The organism is Vreelandella gomseomensis (genome assembly GCF_031451645.1).
Taxonomy (GTDB): domain Bacteria; phylum Pseudomonadota; class Gammaproteobacteria; order Pseudomonadales; family Halomonadaceae; genus Vreelandella; species Vreelandella gomseomensis.
The window spans coordinates 56,934-73,453 of sequence record NZ_JARWAI010000005.1; the positions used below are offsets into that span (position 1 = coordinate 56,934).

The following is a 16,520-nucleotide window of genomic DNA, read 5'->3' on the forward strand; positions in this document are numbered from 1 at the left end:
TCATTATTTAAAAAGGTTAATCTAACACAACCGCGACAACGAGAGCGGCGTAAGGAGTGATTCCATGAGCCAACTCAGAACAAGCCTGGTGCAATGCGATCTGCGCTGGGAAAACCCCCAGGCCAATCACGAGCATCTGGCGCACTTCCTCGGTGAGCTTGATAGCCGAGATACCGATCTGATCGTACTGCCTGAGATGTTTGCCACCGGTTTCACGATGAACTCGCGTGAAATGGCGCAGCCCATGGAGGAAAGCGAAAGTGTGGCGTGGCTGCTGGATCAGGCGCGGTCCCGTGACTGCGTGATTACCGGCAGCGTTGCTATCAAGCAAGACGGTGAGTTCTACAATCGACTAATCTGGGTGACCCCTCGAGGCGAACTCATTTACTACGATAAACGGCATCTTTTCCGCATGGCCGGCGAGCACGAACGCTATGGCATGGGCGAGCGCCGCGAGATCGTCGAGCTGAACGGTTTCAAGATTCTGCTGACGGTCTGCTACGACCTGCGTTTTCCGGTCTGGCTGCGTCAGCAGCCGGCACAGGACGAACATTTCGAGTATGATGCGCTGCTGTGCGTGGCCAACTGGCCGGCACCTCGTCGTCAACCCTGGCGGACGCTACTGCAGGCCCGCGCGATTGAAAACCTCACCTATGTGATTGGCGTCAACCGTGTCGGCGAAGATGCCAAAGGGCTGGCCTACAGCGGCGACTCCATGCTGGTGGACTTCAAGGGCGAGCCACTTATCGATCATTCAGCGCATACGCCGTTCGTTGAAACGGGATGCCTCAATAAAACGGACTTAGATGCTTTTCGAGAAAAATTCCCAGCCTGGCAAGATGCCGATCGTTTTTCGCTGCAGCCAGGAGTCGGCCAATAATGCGTCTTGACCGCTTTTTAAGTGAAACGACCCCGTTGACGCGTAGCCTGGCGAAACGCGCGCTGAAAAATGGCGAGGTCACCTTGAACGGCGAGCCGATTAAACAGCCCGCCACGCACATCGATACCGATACTGATGTGGTGGTGCTCAACGGCGCACAGCTGGCGCTGGTCGGGCTTCGCTATATCATGCTGCACAAGCCGGCCGATGTAGAGTGCACCGCTCGGCGCGGCCTCTACCCGCGAGTGGTTGACTTGATCGACCTGCCCAAGGCGGAGCGATTGCAACCCGTCGGGCGGCTGGATGTCGATACCACGGGCTTGTTGCTGTTGACCGACGACGGCCAGTGGTCGCATCGCGTCACGTCGCCACGCCATCGATGCGCAAAGGTGTATATCGCCGAGCTGGACGAGCCCATGGAAGGTGAAGCGGCTCAATGGGCGATCAATCAAGTCGCCGAAGGCATCACGCTCGACGGCGAAGAAACGCCGACACAGCCCGCTACGTTGCGCTTCCTGTCACCCCAGCAGGCCGAGCTGACCATCACCGAAGGTCGTTACCATCAGGTCAAGCGCATGTTCGTGGCACTCGGCAACCACGTTGTCTCGCTGCATCGACGTTCCATTGGCGATGTGGTGCTGACCGAAGCGCTGGCGCCCGGCGAATGGCGCGAACTTACTCCTGACGAAATCGCCAGTTTCTAATTAGAGATAATGATCTACCGAGGTGGCATGTCCTGCAGTCACCTCGGGATTACTAGGACTATTAACCTTTGCCGGTTTTCAAGACCGGCTCATTCAACTGCTCTGCCATGCTTCCGTTTTACTATTTCACATGGCTAAATATTTATACCGTTATCTTTTTTACCTTGCACATCAGATCAAGCTCCTGAATTGAGATAAAAAAGAGCTAGCCTGCAAATTTCTTTAGATACGCAGCGGCAATCAGTGCCTTGGTATACGGGTGTTGAGGGGAGGCAAGCACGTCCAGACACGGGCCTTGCTCGACGACCTCGCCGTCCTTGAGCACCATGATGCGATGGGCCATGGCGCGCACAACGGCGAGATCATGGCTGATGAACAGATAGCTCAGCTGGCGCCTCGCCTGTAACTCACGCAACAACGTCACCAGCTGTTTTTGAACCGTGCGATCCAGCGCCGAGGTCGGCTCGTCGAGCACCAGGAGTTCAGGCTCCAGGATGATCGCTCGCGCCACCGCGATCCGCTGGCGCTGGCCGCCGGAAAATTCGTGCGGGTAGCGCGCCGCACAGCTTTCCGGCAGGCCGACTTCGCTTAGCGTCTGATGCACGCGTTGGGTAACCTCGTCAGCGGACAAGTGGGGGTAGTGGAAGCGTAAGCCTTCGCTGACGATATCAAACACCGGCATGCGCGGTGACAGCGCGCCGTAAGGATCCTGGAACACCATTTGCAGCCGATGGCGCTGGCGGCGTAAATCGTTACCGCTCAGTTGGCTCAACGGTGCGTCGCCCAGGGTGATATCCCCCTGGCTAGCGACCATCCGCATGATGGCGGAGGCAAGGGTGGTTTTCCCCGAGCCCGATTCGCCCACGATGCCCAAGGTTTCACCCGGGGCGATGCTTAAATCGGTGGCCTTGACAGCTTCGAACGCTGGCGGCTGTCGCTTGAATAAGCCTGCTTTGGGACGCTTGAAGCTGACTTTCAGCTGCTTGACCGTCAACAGCGGCGGGCTTGCGGTGACCGGTGACGGTCGACCTTCAGGTTCAGCCGCCAATAGCCGTTGGGTATAGTCACTCTGGGGCTGCGCGAAGACGCGATCGACAGGTCCGGTTTCCTGAATCTTGCCCTGGAACATGACGCACACCCGGTCGGCGTGCCGGCGCACCAGATTCAGGTCGTGGCTGATTAGCAACAGGCCCATGCCGTGTTCGTCGCGCAGATCCTTGAGCAAGGCCAGGATTTCCTGCTGAACGGTGACATCGAGTGCCGTAGTGGGCTCATCGGCAATCAACAGCGATGGGTGGTTGGCGATGGCCATGGCAATCATGACCCGCTGACGCTGCCCGCCCGACAGCTGATGGGGCCACACATCGAGTAGCTCTTCTGCACGGGGCAGCTTCACCTGCTCGAGCAGGATTTTGGCTCGCGCCCGTGCGGCTTTGCCGCGGAGCCCCTGATGCAGGCGCAGCGACTCACCAATCTGTTTGCCAATGCGGTGGAGCGGGTTGAGCGACGTCATGGGTTCCTGAAAGACAACCCCCACGGTATTGCCGCGCAAACCATTCCACTCGGCCTTGCTGAGCGTGTTAAGCAGCGTGCCGTTCAAGCGACGCTCGCCGCTGACCTGAGCGTTGGCAGGGAGCAGATTCACCAGCCCCAATGCCGAGACGGATTTACCCGAACCTGATTCACCGACAATCGCCAGGGTTTCGCCCGCGTGAAGTGACAGAGAAAGCGACTCGACCACCGGGCTGCCGTCAAAGGCGACGCTCAGGTTGTCGACGCGAAGTAGCGGCTCATGCATGGGGAATGTCCTTGGCAGGAGAGGCGTGCTGCTGAACGTGACGGGGGTCAAAGGCGTCTCGCAGTCCTTCGCCGATGAATACCAGCAGCGACAGCATGATGGCTAGCGTCATGAAAGCGGTTATCCCCAGCCAGGGCGCATGCAGGTTATTCTTGCCCTGTGCCGCAAGCTCGCCCAGCGAGGGCGCCCCCGGTGGCAGACCAAAGCCGAGAAAGTCCAGCGCGGTCAAGGTGCCAATCGCCCCGGTGAACAGAAACGGAATGAAGGTCAGGGTGGCGACCATGGCGTTGGGCAGGACGTGCCGCCACATGATCAGCCGAGACGGCAGCCCCATTGCCTTGGCGGCACGTACATACTCAAGATTCCGCGCCCGCAGAAACTCTGCGCGGACGATATCAACAAGCCCGAGCCATGAAAACAGCAGCATGATGCCCAGCAGCCACCAGAAACCGGGCTGCACGAAGCTGGCTAAAATAATCAATAAAAACAACACCGGAAGCCCCGACCAGATTTCGGTGATTCGCTGGCCTACCAGATCGACTTTGCCGCCGAAGTAGCCTTGAACGCCGCCTATGACCACCCCCAAGACCAGCGAGCCGGCGGTTAACACCAGGGCAAAGGCCACCGAGAGGCGAAACCCATAGATAACCCGGGCAAGCACATCGCGCCCCTGGTCATCGGTGCCCAGCCAGTGACGGCCGTCAGGGGGCGCGGGGGAAGGCCTGGTCATCTGCATGTCGAGGGTCTGGTAGGAAAACGGGATCAGCGGCCACAGCGCCCAGCCGTTATCCGCGATCTGCTGCTGGACAAAGGGATCCAGGTAATCGGTGCGAGTGGGCAGAAAGCCGTCGAACTCGGTTTCCGGGTAGTCGACCAGCAGCGGCACGTACCACTGGCCGTCGTACTGCATGATGATCGGCTTGTCGTTGGCGATCAGGTCGGCAAACAGGCTCAGCACAAACAGTACGCCAAATACCCATAGCGATACCCGGGCACGCCGGTTCGACCTGAATGCCGCCAGACGACGCTTCGTGATGGGTGAAAATCGAGACGAAAAGGCAGCCATGTTCACGATTCCCGTGTTGCAAAGTCGATGCGTGGATCTACCCACACATACGTCAGATCCGACACCAGTTTGAGCAGCAACCCAATCACCGTATAGAGAAACAAAGTGCCAAAGATGACCGGATAGTCCCGCTGCATGACCGCTTCAAACCCCAGCAGGCCAAGGCCGTCGAGGGAGAATATTACCTCGATCAGTAGCGAGCCGGTAAAGAAGATGCCGATCAGGGCGGAGGGCAGGCCGGCGATAATGATCAGCATGGCATTACGGAACACATGACCGTAAAGAATCCGTTGCTCGTCGGCGCCCTTGGCACGGGCAGTCAGTACGTACTGCTTATGGATTTCATCCAGAAAGCTGTTCTTGGTGAGCATGGTGAGGGTGGCAAAGCTGCCGATCGCCGCGGCAATCACGGGGAGGGTGATATGCCAGAAATAATCCTTGATCTTGCCCCAGTTGGAAAGCTGGTCGAAATCCGGCGATGTCAGCCCCCTGAGCGGAAACCAGTCCAGGTACGTGCCCCCGGCAAACAGCACAATCAGCAAAATGGCGAATAAAAACCCGGGAATGGCATAGCCGACGACCACCAGGCCAGAGGTCCAGACGTCAAAGCGCGAGCCGTGGCGTAACGCTTTACGAATGCCGAGTGGAATCGAGATCACGTACACCAGCAGCGTCGTCCAGAGTCCCAGTGATATCGATACCGGAAGACGCTCGATCATCAGCTCGGTGACGGGGCGGTCGCGGAAGAAACTGGTGCCAAAGTCGAACGTCAGATAGTCGCCCATCATGCCCAGAAAGCGCTCATGGGCCGGCTTGTCAAAGCCGAACTGCTGCTCGAGCTGCTCGATGAAGCGAGGGTCGATCCCCCGGGCACCCCGCGACTCGTCGTTAACCTGGACGTCCGCGCCGCCCATATCCAGGCGCGTACTGGCCATGGCATCGGCGCCTTCGAAGCGCGCCAGCATCTGGTCGATGGGGCCGCCAGGGGCGGCCTGAACGATGATGAAATTGAGCAGCATGATACCGATCAGTGTCGGTATCATCAGCAGCAGTCGACGTAGGGTATAGCGCGCCACAGCGTTCTCCTTGCAGCCGTTCAGCGTCGGGATTGACGCTGCAGTGCGGCCTCACGTTCGGGATCTACCCACCACGCGTCCAGATCCATGGCGTACTCAGGGAAGGGCTCGGGGTAACCAAATTTATCCCAGATGGCGATCCGCGTCTCGCCTGAATGATAGTGGGGAATGACATAGAATCCCCAGCGCAGCACCCGATCCAGCGTCCGGGCGATAGTATTGAGCGATTCACGGTCGTCGGCGCGGATAAGCTGCTCGACCAGGTCATCGACCGCCGGGTTTGCCAGCCCCATACGGTTGCGACTCTGGGGCGATTCAGCCGCCTGGCTGGTCCAGAAGTCGCGCTGCTCGTTACCGGGGTTATTGGACTGCGGGAAATGGCTGATCACCATATCGAAGTCGAAATTGCGCTGACGGTTGAGGTACTGATTGATATCGACAATGCGTAACGATGTCTGCACACCCAGGCGGGCCATGTTGCGCAGCATCGGCTGCACCACCCGTTCAAGCCCCGAATCGTAGAGCAGAACCTCCAGACTCAGTGGCTGCTGAGTGTCCTGATGCACCAGCACGCCGTCTTCCACTCGATAACCTGCCTCGCGAAGTAGATCGAGCGCAAGCCGTAGCCGTTCGCGAAGGTCATTGGGATGATCGATCGGCAAGGGCTCGGTGAACAGGCGGTCGGATTGAAAGGCCTCCAGCAGTGCTTCGCGATGGGGCTCGAGTAGCTCGAGGGCGGCCTCACTGGGTGGGCCCTTGGCTTCCATCTCGGAGTTCTGGAAAAAGCTCTCGGTTCGCTGGTAGGTATCGTAGAAAATATTGGTATTCAGCCAGGGGAAGTCAAACGTCAGGCTAAGCGCCTCGCGCACCCGAGGATCCTGGAACTTCTCCTTGCGCAGGTTGAACACGAATGCCTGCATCATGGAAGGATTCACGTCGGGTACCGTGATGCGCTTGACCAGACCCTCTTCATAGGCAGGAAAGTCGTAGCCAACGGCCCAGGTGGCGGCGCGGGCATCGGTGCGAAAATCCGTCAGCCCGGCCTTGAAAGCTTCCCAGGCGATATCCCGGTCTCTATAGTAATCATAGATCACCCGATCGATATTGTGGCGACCCACGTTGACCGGCAGATCTTTTGCCCAGTAGTTGGCGTCGCGCTGATAGACGATTCGCCGCCCTGGATCCACTTCGCCGATCTTGTAGGGGCCGGAGCCGGGGTGAGCGGCCAGTGTGGGAGCGCTGAAGTCGTGCTGCTCCCAGTAGTGTCGCGGCAGGATGGGCAACTGGGCCACGATGAGCGGCAGCTCCCGGGATTCGGTGTCGTTCAGCGTGAAGCGTACCTGATGATCATTGAGCGCGATGGCCTCATCTACCCCCGCATAATAGCTGCTGTAGAAGGGGTTGCCTTTCTCGCGCAACAGGTTCAGCGAAAACACCACATCGTGGGCGGTGACCGGTTCGCCGTCCTGGAAACGCGCTTCCGGGCGCATATCGAACTCGATCCATTCGCGATCGGGGTCAAGGCGCACGCCTTCTGCAAGCAGGCCGTAAAGGCTGAAAGGCTCGTTGGGGTTACTCGCCATCAAGGTGTCATAAATCCGTGACACGCCCGTTGCCGGCGTGCCGCGAATAATGAAAGGGTTTGTCGAGTCAAAACTGCTGCCCACGGCTGTGTGCTTGATACTGCCCCCTTTGGGCGCGTCTGGGTTGACGTGCGAAAAGTGCTCGAAATCGTCATCCAGCGCCGGGGAGCCGTAAAGCGAAAGTGCATGAACCGTTTCGATAGGCGACGTGCCGTCCGTGGCCGTTGGGGCAATATCTGTACCGCTGTTGGCGAAAGGGCTTGCCAGTGACGACAGCACAAGCAGTGCGTGACGGGCAATGCTTAGAACGGGACGCGCGATAACGCCACAGTGCATGGGGCAGTTTTCCTGTTAACAAGGCGGTTAATATTAACGCTCTGAAAGTGTCAGGAGTTGACCCGCTTGTAAAGCCTCCGGACGCTCGATGGCATTCAACCGCATCAGTTCTTGCGCGCTGAGATCATAACGGCTGGCAATGACGGACAGGCTATCACCACTTTCGACGCGATAGGTGGCCGGTGCGCTGCCGTCGGCAACCGTCCGGCGGTCATTGCCACCGTTTGACAGTTCCGCGAGCACCTGTTGATCGACGTCTTCAGGCACCAGCAATGTCTGGGCGCTTGGGGCATTAAGGGTGCCATTAAGCAGACCGGGATTGAGCTCGGCCAACGCCGACCTGTCGACCTCCAGCAGGCGGGAGGCCTCGGCAAGGGTGACCGAATGATCGAGCTTCACCTTGGCAAAGGCGGGCTCTGAATGGATGTCCGGCAGACTGACGCCGTAGCGTTCCGGCGTGTCGATGATGGTGGCGATGGCAAGCAGCTTGGGCAGATACTGCATGGTTTCCTGGGGCAGGCTTAAATCCCAGTATTCGCCTTTCAGTCCCTGGCGTTCGGCGCGCCGTTTGGCTTTGTTCACTGTGCCGGCGCCCGCATTATAGGCCGCCAGGGATAGCTCCAGGTCACCCTCATACCACTGGTCGGCCTGCATTTCGAGGTAGTCGAGCGCGGCTTTGGTCGAAGTAATGACATCGAGCCTACCATCGTAGTGGCCGTTGCGTACCAGGCCAAGAGCATCACCCGTTCGGGGCATGAATTGCCAAAGGCCAGCCGCGCCCCGGTGGCTGCGCGCCCCGGGGTCGAAAGAGCTTTCTACAAACGGAATCAAGGCCAGTTCACCAGGCAAACGACGTTCCGTCACCTTTTGGGTGATCCAGGCCAGCCAGGGGGTGGCTCTCCGGGTAATGGCGGCAATATTCTCGGGACTTTCCAGGTAGTAATCGATCCACTCGTCCACGCGCGCCTGAGCCTTGGCGGAAAGTGATTGCTCGCGCCACTGGAAGCTGTCACGCAGTTGGCTCCAAGCGTCCTTGGGTTCGAGCGTCAGTTGTTCCCAGAAATGCATCTGGACGTCGGTATCACGGTTGCTGCCAGGCGCTGCGTTAGCGCTGGAAGCCGCACGCGGCGACGAACCGTAGTCGGTGGTCGACGCCTGCGAGTTGGCGGCGGCGGCCAATAACAGACTCATGATCACCGTGCTGCCGGCGCTCAATAAAAAGCGTTGGCGAATCGTGCGATAGGTCATAATGGTTTACGTCATTGCGATAGCGTTTAGTAACGGTTCTTCCACTCGCGAAGAGTGGCGAACGTTGCGAGGTCATCATCAACCGATCCCTGCTGGCTCGCTGCGGCGCGGACACTTTCGGTATCCACGCGCAGGTAGGGGTTGATCTTCAGCTCGCGTCCTATCGTGCTGGGTAGGGTGGGGCGGTCTAGCGCCCGTGCCTTTTCACATTCCGACAAGGCGTGTTTGACGTCGTCATTGTCAGGGTCAGCGTCACTGGCAAAGCGAAGATTGGCCTGCGTGTATTCGTGGGCGGCAAATACGAAGGTTTCTTCGGGCAGTGTAGCCAGGCGCTGCAAGGCCGTGTGCATCTGCGCGGGCGTGCCTTCGAAAAGGCGACCGCAGCCGGCGCAGAACAAGGTATCCCCACAGAACAACAGCGGGGGAATCCCTGGTGTAAAGTAGCTGATGTGGTCTAACGTGTGGCCGGGGGTTTCGAAGACCTCAAAGAGACGTCCCATCACGCGGATTTCGTCGCCATCGCCCACTCGTTCGTCCACGCCCGAAATGGAAGGGTTGTCAGGACCAATCACCCGAGGCGCGTAGCGCTTGATCAATTCTCCCAACCCGTCAGTATGGTCAGGGTGATGGTGGGTGATCAGGATGGTGCCGAGAGACAGCGATTCGCGCTCAAGGAACTCGATAACCGGAAGCGCTTCACCAGGATCCACAACGCATACTTCCTGGCTGGTGTCCTGGCGGAGCAGCCAAATATAGTTGTCGCTTAAGGCGGGAATCGGTGTCACGCTCAGCATAGGCGAAATCCTTTAACGATGAAGGGGCGCTCATCATTAATGGCGCTTTCGGATTTGATTCAAGACGTCAAAAAGCCGTTACTCTGGAGGGTCGAGCGGTACATGTCAAATTCAACAGCGGCAGAGACACTCGCCAAGAAGCTGTATGCGAGTCGCGCCTACTGGGCATCCGAGGCAGGCAGGTCGCTGTGGGAATCCCAGCGGGCCTGCCTCGGGCCTCTGGTCGATGCGCGTTCGGGTGGCCACAGCCTCGAGATCGGTATGGGGCCCGCCATGATGTCGATGTCGGGGATTGCCCACACTCTGCAATGGGCGCCCACCCGTGCCAGCTCCCCTCACGAGCAGACGCTGGTGTGCCCGGCTGAGCGATTGGCGCTGCCTGATCGGTGTCTGGATGTGGTCGTGGTGCATCACTGGCTCGAACAGATGCCCGATGCCCATCATGTGCTGCAGGACGCCGCGCGGGTCACGTCCGACAGCGGCCTTCTGGTACTGTTCGGCTTTAATCCCGTCGGCGTCAGCGGAATGTTGAAACAATGGCGCAAACGTCAGGGCCAGTACCCATGGGACGGCCAGTGGCGCACGGCCAGGCGAATGGAGGACTGGCTGGCATTTGTCGACTTTGAGGTCGAGCGAGTAGACTATTGCTGCTTCAGAAGCTGGCCGAGCGGGCACTGCGTCGAACGCTGGGAGTCCCTGGGGCGGCGCTATAACTGCCCGTTGGGGGAAAGCTATATGATCGTGGCCAAGCGCCGCCAGCGCCGTGCGCCCACGCAGCGTATCAAGTTTGGCCTCAAGGCGCCCGTCACGGCAAACTCGCTTGGCGCCACGCGCAACGAAAGCGATTAAACGCCGTATTGGGGGCAAGCGTAACCGACGAGAATGACGCCACATCATTGATTCAAGGATTCACGACGTGACAGACACTGACCGGTTGCCAAAAGTAACCGTGTATACCGATGGCGCCTGCCGGGGCAATCCTGGCCCTGGAGGGTGGGGCGTTGTGTTGGCAAGCGGGCAGCATGAGAAAACGCTGTACGGGTACGAAGCCCAGACGACCAACAACCGGATGGAGCTGATGGCCGCCATCATGGCGCTGCGCACCCTCAATACGCCCTGCCAGGTGGCCATCTGGACAGATTCCCAATACGTCCGGCAGGGGATCACCCAGTGGATCCATAACTGGCGGAAACGTCAATGGAAAACGGCGGCTAAGCAGCCCGTCAAGAACGCCGAGCTGTGGAAGCAGCTGGATGCCGAAGCCCAGCGGCACCAGGTCGAGTGGCATTGGGTGAAAGGCCACAGCGGACACCCCGGTAATGAACGGGCCGATGCGCTTGCCAATCAGGCCATAGACGAAGCAGTGCAGAACGCATAGGAGACCAGGATGCGCCAAGTCATATTGGATACGGAAACGACGGGCATCGACCCCAGAGACGGCCACCGGCTGGTTGAAATCGGCGCCGTGGAAATGGTCAATCGGCGTTTTACCGGCCGCACCTACCATCAATACATCAATCCCGAGCGCCACATCGATGCAGAAGTGGTCGCGGTTCACGGGATTGATGACGCTAAAGTGGCCAATGAGCCGGTGTTTGCCCAGGTAGCCGATGACTTCTGGGCGTTCATCGAAGGCGCGGAACTGGTCATTCACAACGCGCCTTTCGATGTGGGGTTCATTGATCACGAGCTGAAAATGCTCAAGGGGCGTGCGCAGCCGCTTGGCCCTGTCGCCGATCACTGCCGCATCCTCGATACGCTGGTCATGGCCAGAAAAATGCATCCGGGCCAGCGCAACAGCCTTGACGCGCTGTGCAAGCGCTACGCTATCGATAACGGCCACCGGGTTCTCCACGGCGCCCTGCTGGACGCCGAAATTCTGGCCGATGTCTACCTGGCCATGACCGGCGGGCAAACCGCGCTGACCCTCGATGCCGACGCGAGCCAGAACCAGCGCAGCGATACCCAGGAAACCTCCGGACTGTCCATCCAGCGCATGACGCTCACGCCAGGGCAGCTAAGGGTCATTGCGCCCAACGAGCAAGAGCGCCAGGCGCATCAGGCAAAATGCGCCACGCATCAGCTGCGCTGGTTCGAGGAAGCCGCGCACGATGCTTAAACGCGAGATTCCTCATCAGGCGCGCGAAGGGCGTGTTCTTTACATTTCACGTAGCCGCCTGGCGCCCGCACCGCTGTCAGATGAGCAGGCGCTGACACCGCTTCACCCCTGGCAGCCGTGGACCCGCGATATGCAGCCGCTATGTTACTGGCACGATGAGCCGGTCGCGTTGCAACTGGCCAGCACCCCTGGTGATGAGTGGATAGACGGTCGCCAGTGGATGGGGGAGTTGCCGGTGGACTGGTACTCGCTACTGTCCACGGCCCTGCAGGTAGGCGCCTGGCTGGAGAATCACCGTTTCTGCGGCCGTTGTGGTGCTGAAGCGACCAAGCTTTCCACTGAATTTGCCATGCATTGCCACGCTTGTGGACACCGCAACTACCCGCGGATTTCACCGTGTATCATTACCCTGGTCACCAGCGGCGAAGCCATGCTGCTGGGGCGCAGCCCGCGCTTTCCACCGGGTCGCTATTCCACTCTCGCCGGGTTCATCGAGCCGGGAGAAACGGCAGAGGAGGCGGTACATCGGGAGGTCTTCGAGGAGGTGGGGGTGCATGTCAGTCAGCTCAAGTACTACCAGAGCCAGGCGTGGCCGTTCCCGCACTCGTTGATGCTGGGCTTTTTCGCCGAAGCCACCACCCGTCGTATACGCATTGATGGCGTGGAAATCAGCGATGCGGCGTGGTTCTCGCCACGCCAGCTACCCGTACTCCCACCGGTTTATTCGATTTCCCGCGAGCTGATCGAAACCCATCTCGCGCGCTGGCGATAATCCGTCGGGCGGGATTGCGATCTACTCGCCGGGGAAGAGACTGGTCAGCTTGGTGGCCAGCATGACGTTGCCGGTGGCTTTCAGCTTGCCCGTCATGAACGCCGTCATGCCGTTGATATCGCCGGTCATGATGCCTTTCAGGGTATCGGTGCTCATGCTCAGGCTTACAGACGGATCATCATGCTCACCCTCATGAATGCCCAGCGTCCCATCCTGAATGTCCAGGTAGTGACTACCGGCATCCGAAAAGTGGAACTGGAAAATCTCGTTCATTCCCTGGGCCGCCTGGGGGTCGAAGCGGGCCTGCAGCTTTTCAAGGGTGTTCGTTGACATAATAGCGTTCCGTTAAATGCGGTATGGAATAAAGGGAAGGCGTGGAACATCGTACCATTGTACAATTTCTCGCCCTTGGTGGAAGAATATTTCAAACGCATGTATCACATCAAGCGCCGTTTTTAATGCATGCATCAACGGTGCCTGCCAGACGCCAATCGATTCAAGGAGATGCAGATGAACGAATGGGTAGTAGAGATAGGTACCTTTATTGTACAGGTGTTCATCGTCGTGGCGGTCATAGGGATTGGTATTCTACTGATTGCACGTGCGAAATCAGACGGTGATCGCGACTTGACCCTGCAGGTGGAACCGCTTCACGAGCGCCGCCGTCGCCGTGCGCGACGTTTGAAGCTGGCCGCCACCCCTGCAGGCATTCGCAAAAAACTTCTCAAGACCTTCCGCAAGGAGGATAAGCACCGCAGCAAGCAGACTTCGGCAGCCGAAACGCCCAATGTCTGGGTGCTGACGTTCAAGGGCGACATGAAAGCCTCGGCGACCGAGCATTTCGCCCAGGAAATTTCAGCGCTTATCGAAGTGGCCAAGCCCGACGACGAGGTGGTGATCTGTCTCGAATCCCCTGGCGGTCTGGTGCACGCCTATGGGCTCGCCGCCGCTCAGCTCGACCGCCTGAGAGACGCCGGCCTGACGACGACTGTCTGCGTGGATAAGGTGGCCGCGAGTGGCGGTTATCTGATGGCCTGCACGGCGCATCACATCAAGGCGGCGCCATTTGCGGTCATTGGCTCTATCGGGGTTGTCGCGCAGGTGCCGAACATCCACCGCTTACTCAAGCGCAACGATATCGATGTCGAGATGCTGACCGCAGGCAAGTACAAGCGCACGCTGACCGTCTTAGGGGAAAATACCGAGGAGGGACGTGATAAATTCCTCGAAGATCTCGAGAACACCCATCGGCTATTCAAGCAGTACGTGGGTGAGCGTCGCCCGGATATGGACATTGACGCCCTGGCCACCGGCGAGATCTGGTACGGCAGTGAAGCGGTGGCTCGCAAGCTGGTGGATAGCGTCGGCACCAGCGAGGCCTACCTGATGGAGCGCATTGCCCAGACCCACGTCTACCGGGTAAAGCTGGAACCGCCGAAAACAATGGGCCGCAAGTTCGGCCTGGCCGCTGCAAGCGGCGTGGAAAACGCCGTGCTGAAGGGGTTGAGCATGCTGGAAGCCTCTGGTTGGCACCGCCGCTGATCGCGTGCAGGCTTCAGCCCCTTAGCGTTGTCATATGGATTGTCAGCCGCATGCAGCAGACGCTGTCATGCGGCAAAGTGCGCTGCCAGGGTAGTAATGATCGCCTTGGCGCTGTCACTGCTCAACGAATAATAAATCGTTTGTGATTCCCGCCGTGTCTCGACGAGCTGGTCACGCCGCAAAATCGCCAGGTGCTGTGACAGCGCCGACTGGCTTAGCGCCAGCTGCTGGTTGATTTGAGTGACCGACAGCTCATTCCCTGCAAGCAAGCACAAAATCTGCAATCGCTTTTCATTGGCCAAGGCTTTTAACAAGTTCGTTCCCGCCTCAATTGCGCGACCGTTGTGGTCAAGCAGGCGTGCAGCACTGGTAGAAACGGTCATGGAGGTCTCCTGGCCTACCTTGTTGGGGTAGCGTTGTTATCGGTTATTGAAGGCATTGTTGCGCTGTAGGGTCTGGTTATTTAATGATCAGTAATTTAGTGGGGTTTGTCCAAGTCATTGTTTAACGGTTAGTCAATGGTAATCAGCGCGCTTTGTTGACAATAAATTCGAGGAAATGCGGATTAATGGCATATTTAGCCCATGGTATGAGGGAAATTCGCTTGCTTTACGCTTACAGTGTCAACAATCGTTGAAGCCTTACCCAATCACAATAACGATAGGTCTCCCATGCGCCCTTATCAGCAGACATACCACCAGTCGATTGACCAACCTGAAGCATTCTGGGCCGAACAGGCCAGGCGAATTCCCTGGCTGACGCCACCTACAACCATCTTGAGCTACGACGACCAACAGCATGCGCGATGGTTTTCAGATGGCGAGATGAACCTGTGTCATGCCGCGCTGGATTACCACGTGGAACAGGGTCGTGGCGAACAGGCCGCGATTTACTGGGACTCGCCGGTTACCCAGACACAGCAGACCATTACCTACCGCCAGCTATTGGTGCGAGTGGCGACCTTTGCCGGCGCGCTCCAGCAGCTAGGCGTTGAAAAGGGCGACCGGGTCGTCATCTATATGCCGATGATCCCGGAAGCGGTGGTCGCCATGTACGCCTGCGCGCGGCTTGGGGCGATACATTCCGTGGTTTTCGGTGGCTTTGCACCCCACGAACTTGCCGCTCGGATTGAAGACGCAGCCCCCAAGGTGGTCGTGGCGGCTTCCTGTGGCATCGAAGCTGGCAAGGTGGTGCCTTATAAGCCCATTATTGAACAAGCGCTTGCGCAAAGCCCACACCGTCCCGATGCCTGCGTGATCAAGGTGCGCCCCGAATGCACGGTTGAGTTCAACGAGCGGGAATACGACTGGGAAACGCTGGTCAGCCAGGCGTCACCCGCCGAGTGCGTCGCCGTCAAAGGCACCGACCCGCTATATATCCTTTACACGTCGGGCACCACGGGAAAACCCAAAGGCATCGTGCGTGATACCGCCGGCTACGCCGTGGCGCTGGCGTACTCGATGGAGGCCATTTACGCCCTGGCACCTGGCGATGTGTTCTTTACCGCCTCGGATGTCGGCTGGGTAGTGGGGCATTCTTACATCGTTTATGGCCCGTTGCTGCATGGGTGCAGCACCGTCCTCTATGAAGGCAAGCCGGTTAAAACCCCCGATGCGGGGAGCTTCTGGCGGATTATCGAACAGTACCGCGTGACCAGCTTCTTCACGGCGCCCACGGCGTTCCGGGCCATCAAGAAAGAAGACCCGGAAGCAACGTGCCTTGAAAGGTACGACATCAGCAGCCTCAAGCACCTTTATGTGGCCGGTGAGCGGCTCGATCCGCCAACCTACCATTGGCTGGACGACCTGCTCGACGTACCGGTGATCGACCATTGGTGGCAAACCGAAACCGGCTGGCCTATCGCGGCCAATCTGCCGGGCATTGAGCCCATGCCCACCAAGGCCGGTTCGGCCACCGTGCCCGTGCCCGGCTTCAATGTGCAGGTGCTTGATCGTAACGGCGAACAGGCAGGCCCGCTGGAGCAGGGCAGCGTGGTCATCAAGCAGCCGATGCCGCCGGGCTGCCTGACCGGCGTCTGGGGTGATCCCCAGCGTTTTCACTCAGCCTACATGGCGGCGTTCCCTGGCTACTATCTGACCGGCGATGGCGGCTATTTTGACGAGCAGGGTTATCTATTCATCATGGGTCGCACGGATGACGTCATCAATGTGGCGGGTCATCGGCTTTCAACCGGGGAAATGGAGGAAGTGCTCGGCGGGCATCCGGCGGTTGCCGAGTGTGCGGTGATTGGCATTCACGACGACTTAAAGGGACAGTTACCCGTCGGCCTGGTGATCCCCAAGGATGGCTATCGCGAGGCGCCTGAAACCCTTGAGGCCGAATTGATTGCCCGGGTGCGGGAGACAATCGGCCCGATAGCCTGCTTCAAGCAGGTTATTGTGGTCGATCGCCTGCCCAAGACGCGCTCGGGGAAAATATTGCGCAAGCTGCTGCGCAATCTCGCCGACGGTCAAGAAGTGGGCATACCCTCCACCATCGATGACCCGACCAGCGTGGATGACGTGCATCGCGCCATGTGCGAGCACCAGATCGGCAGTGCCAACAAGGCGCCGCCGGTGATCTAGGCGATGGCGCAACCACT

Annotated in this window: 16 protein-coding genes; 8 read left to right on the plus strand and 8 right to left on the minus strand. The window is 58.9% G+C overall.

Annotated features, from left to right (window positions below):
• The first annotated feature begins 64 nt into the window (after positions 1–64).
• Positions 65–880 carry an amidohydrolase gene (locus tag QC815_RS07695; protein WP_230448137.1) on the plus strand — a complete coding sequence of 272 codons (816 nt, stop codon included), beginning with the start codon at positions 65–67 and terminating at the stop codon, positions 878–880.
• Positions 880–1,584: a pseudouridine synthase gene (locus QC815_RS07700; protein WP_230448136.1), complete on the plus strand. Its 705-nt coding sequence runs from the start codon at positions 880–882 to the stop codon at positions 1,582–1,584. The genes QC815_RS07695 and QC815_RS07700 overlap by 1 nt, the downstream gene beginning before the upstream one ends.
• A gap of 205 nt (positions 1,585–1,789) precedes the next feature.
• On the opposite strand, the gene QC815_RS07705 is transcribed toward QC815_RS07700, so the two are convergent.
• Genes QC815_RS07705 through gloB form a run of 6 tightly spaced genes read right to left on the minus strand, consistent with a single transcriptional unit; the run spans position 1,790 to position 9,485 of the window.
• Complete coding sequence (locus tag QC815_RS07705) at positions 1,790–3,382, minus strand: ABC transporter ATP-binding protein (RefSeq protein ID WP_309767923.1); 1,593 nt, start codon at positions 3,380–3,382, stop codon at positions 1,790–1,792.
• Positions 3,375–4,448 carry an ABC transporter permease gene (locus QC815_RS07710; protein WP_230448134.1) on the minus strand — a complete coding sequence of 358 codons (1,074 nt, stop codon included), beginning with the start codon at positions 4,446–4,448 and terminating at the stop codon, positions 3,375–3,377. Before QC815_RS07710 ends, QC815_RS07705 begins: the two co-directional genes overlap by 8 nt.
• Positions 4,449–4,450: 2 nt before the next feature.
• Complete coding sequence (locus QC815_RS07715) at positions 4,451–5,524, minus strand: microcin C ABC transporter permease YejB (protein ID WP_309767925.1); 1,074 nt, start codon at positions 5,522–5,524, stop codon at positions 4,451–4,453.
• 20 nt (positions 5,525–5,544) lie between these two features.
• Entirely contained in the window at positions 5,545–7,443 is a 1,899-nt protein-coding gene (locus QC815_RS07720; RefSeq protein ID WP_309767927.1) for an extracellular solute-binding protein, read from the minus strand.
• Between the two features lie 33 nt (positions 7,444–7,476).
• On the minus strand, positions 7,477–8,691 hold the full coding sequence (locus QC815_RS07725; RefSeq protein ID WP_309767929.1) for a transglycosylase SLT domain-containing protein: 1,215 nt from the start codon (positions 8,689–8,691) through the stop codon (positions 7,477–7,479).
• Between the two features lie 26 nt (positions 8,692–8,717).
• Positions 8,718–9,485, minus strand: a complete 768-nt coding sequence (gloB, locus tag QC815_RS07730) for a hydroxyacylglutathione hydrolase (RefSeq protein ID WP_230448130.1) — start codon at positions 9,483–9,485, stop codon at positions 8,718–8,720.
• Positions 9,486–9,587: 102 nt separating this feature from the next.
• Here gloB and QC815_RS07735 point away from each other — a divergent pair, with 102 nt between their 5' ends.
• The 4 genes from QC815_RS07735 (at position 9,588) to nudC (ending at position 12,376) form a co-directional block, all read left to right on the plus strand.
• Positions 9,588–10,334 carry a methyltransferase domain-containing protein gene (locus QC815_RS07735; RefSeq protein ID WP_230448129.1) on the plus strand — a complete coding sequence of 249 codons (747 nt, stop codon included), beginning with the start codon at positions 9,588–9,590 and terminating at the stop codon, positions 10,332–10,334.
• A gap of 67 nt (positions 10,335–10,401) precedes the next feature.
• Positions 10,402–10,863 (plus strand): ribonuclease HI, encoded by a 462-nt coding sequence (gene rnhA, locus QC815_RS07740; RefSeq protein ID WP_230448128.1) that lies wholly within the window; start codon positions 10,402–10,404, stop codon positions 10,861–10,863.
• Positions 10,864–10,872: 9 nt separating this feature from the next.
• The gene (gene dnaQ / locus QC815_RS07745; RefSeq protein WP_309767934.1) at positions 10,873–11,604 is read left to right on the plus strand and encodes a DNA polymerase III subunit epsilon; all 732 of its coding nucleotides are present in this window, start codon (positions 10,873–10,875) and stop codon (positions 11,602–11,604) included.
• Positions 11,597–12,376, plus strand: coding sequence for an NAD(+) diphosphatase (gene nudC / locus QC815_RS07750; protein ID WP_230448126.1), 780 nt, complete (start codon positions 11,597–11,599; stop codon positions 12,374–12,376). The genes dnaQ and nudC overlap by 8 nt, the downstream gene beginning before the upstream one ends.
• Before the next feature lie 21 nt (positions 12,377–12,397).
• On the opposite strand, the gene QC815_RS07755 is transcribed toward nudC, so the two are convergent.
• Positions 12,398–12,709, minus strand: a complete 312-nt coding sequence (locus tag QC815_RS07755) for an SCP2 sterol-binding domain-containing protein (RefSeq protein ID WP_230448125.1) — start codon at positions 12,707–12,709, stop codon at positions 12,398–12,400.
• A gap of 177 nt (positions 12,710–12,886) precedes the next feature.
• Between QC815_RS07755 and sohB the strand changes: the two genes are divergently transcribed.
• Positions 12,887–13,918, plus strand: a complete 1,032-nt coding sequence (gene sohB, locus QC815_RS07760; RefSeq protein WP_230448124.1) for a protease SohB — start codon at positions 12,887–12,889, stop codon at positions 13,916–13,918.
• 65 nt (positions 13,919–13,983) lie between these two features.
• Here sohB and QC815_RS07765 read toward each other — a convergent pair whose 3' ends face one another.
• Entirely contained in the window at positions 13,984–14,301 is a 318-nt protein-coding gene (locus tag QC815_RS07765) for an ArsR/SmtB family transcription factor (protein WP_230448123.1), read from the minus strand.
• Between the two features lie 288 nt (positions 14,302–14,589).
• Between QC815_RS07765 and QC815_RS07770 the strand changes: the two genes are divergently transcribed.
• Positions 14,590–16,503, plus strand: a complete 1,914-nt coding sequence (locus QC815_RS07770) for a propionyl-CoA synthetase (RefSeq protein WP_230448122.1) — start codon at positions 14,590–14,592, stop codon at positions 16,501–16,503.
• Positions 16,504–16,520: the final 17 nt, after the last annotated feature.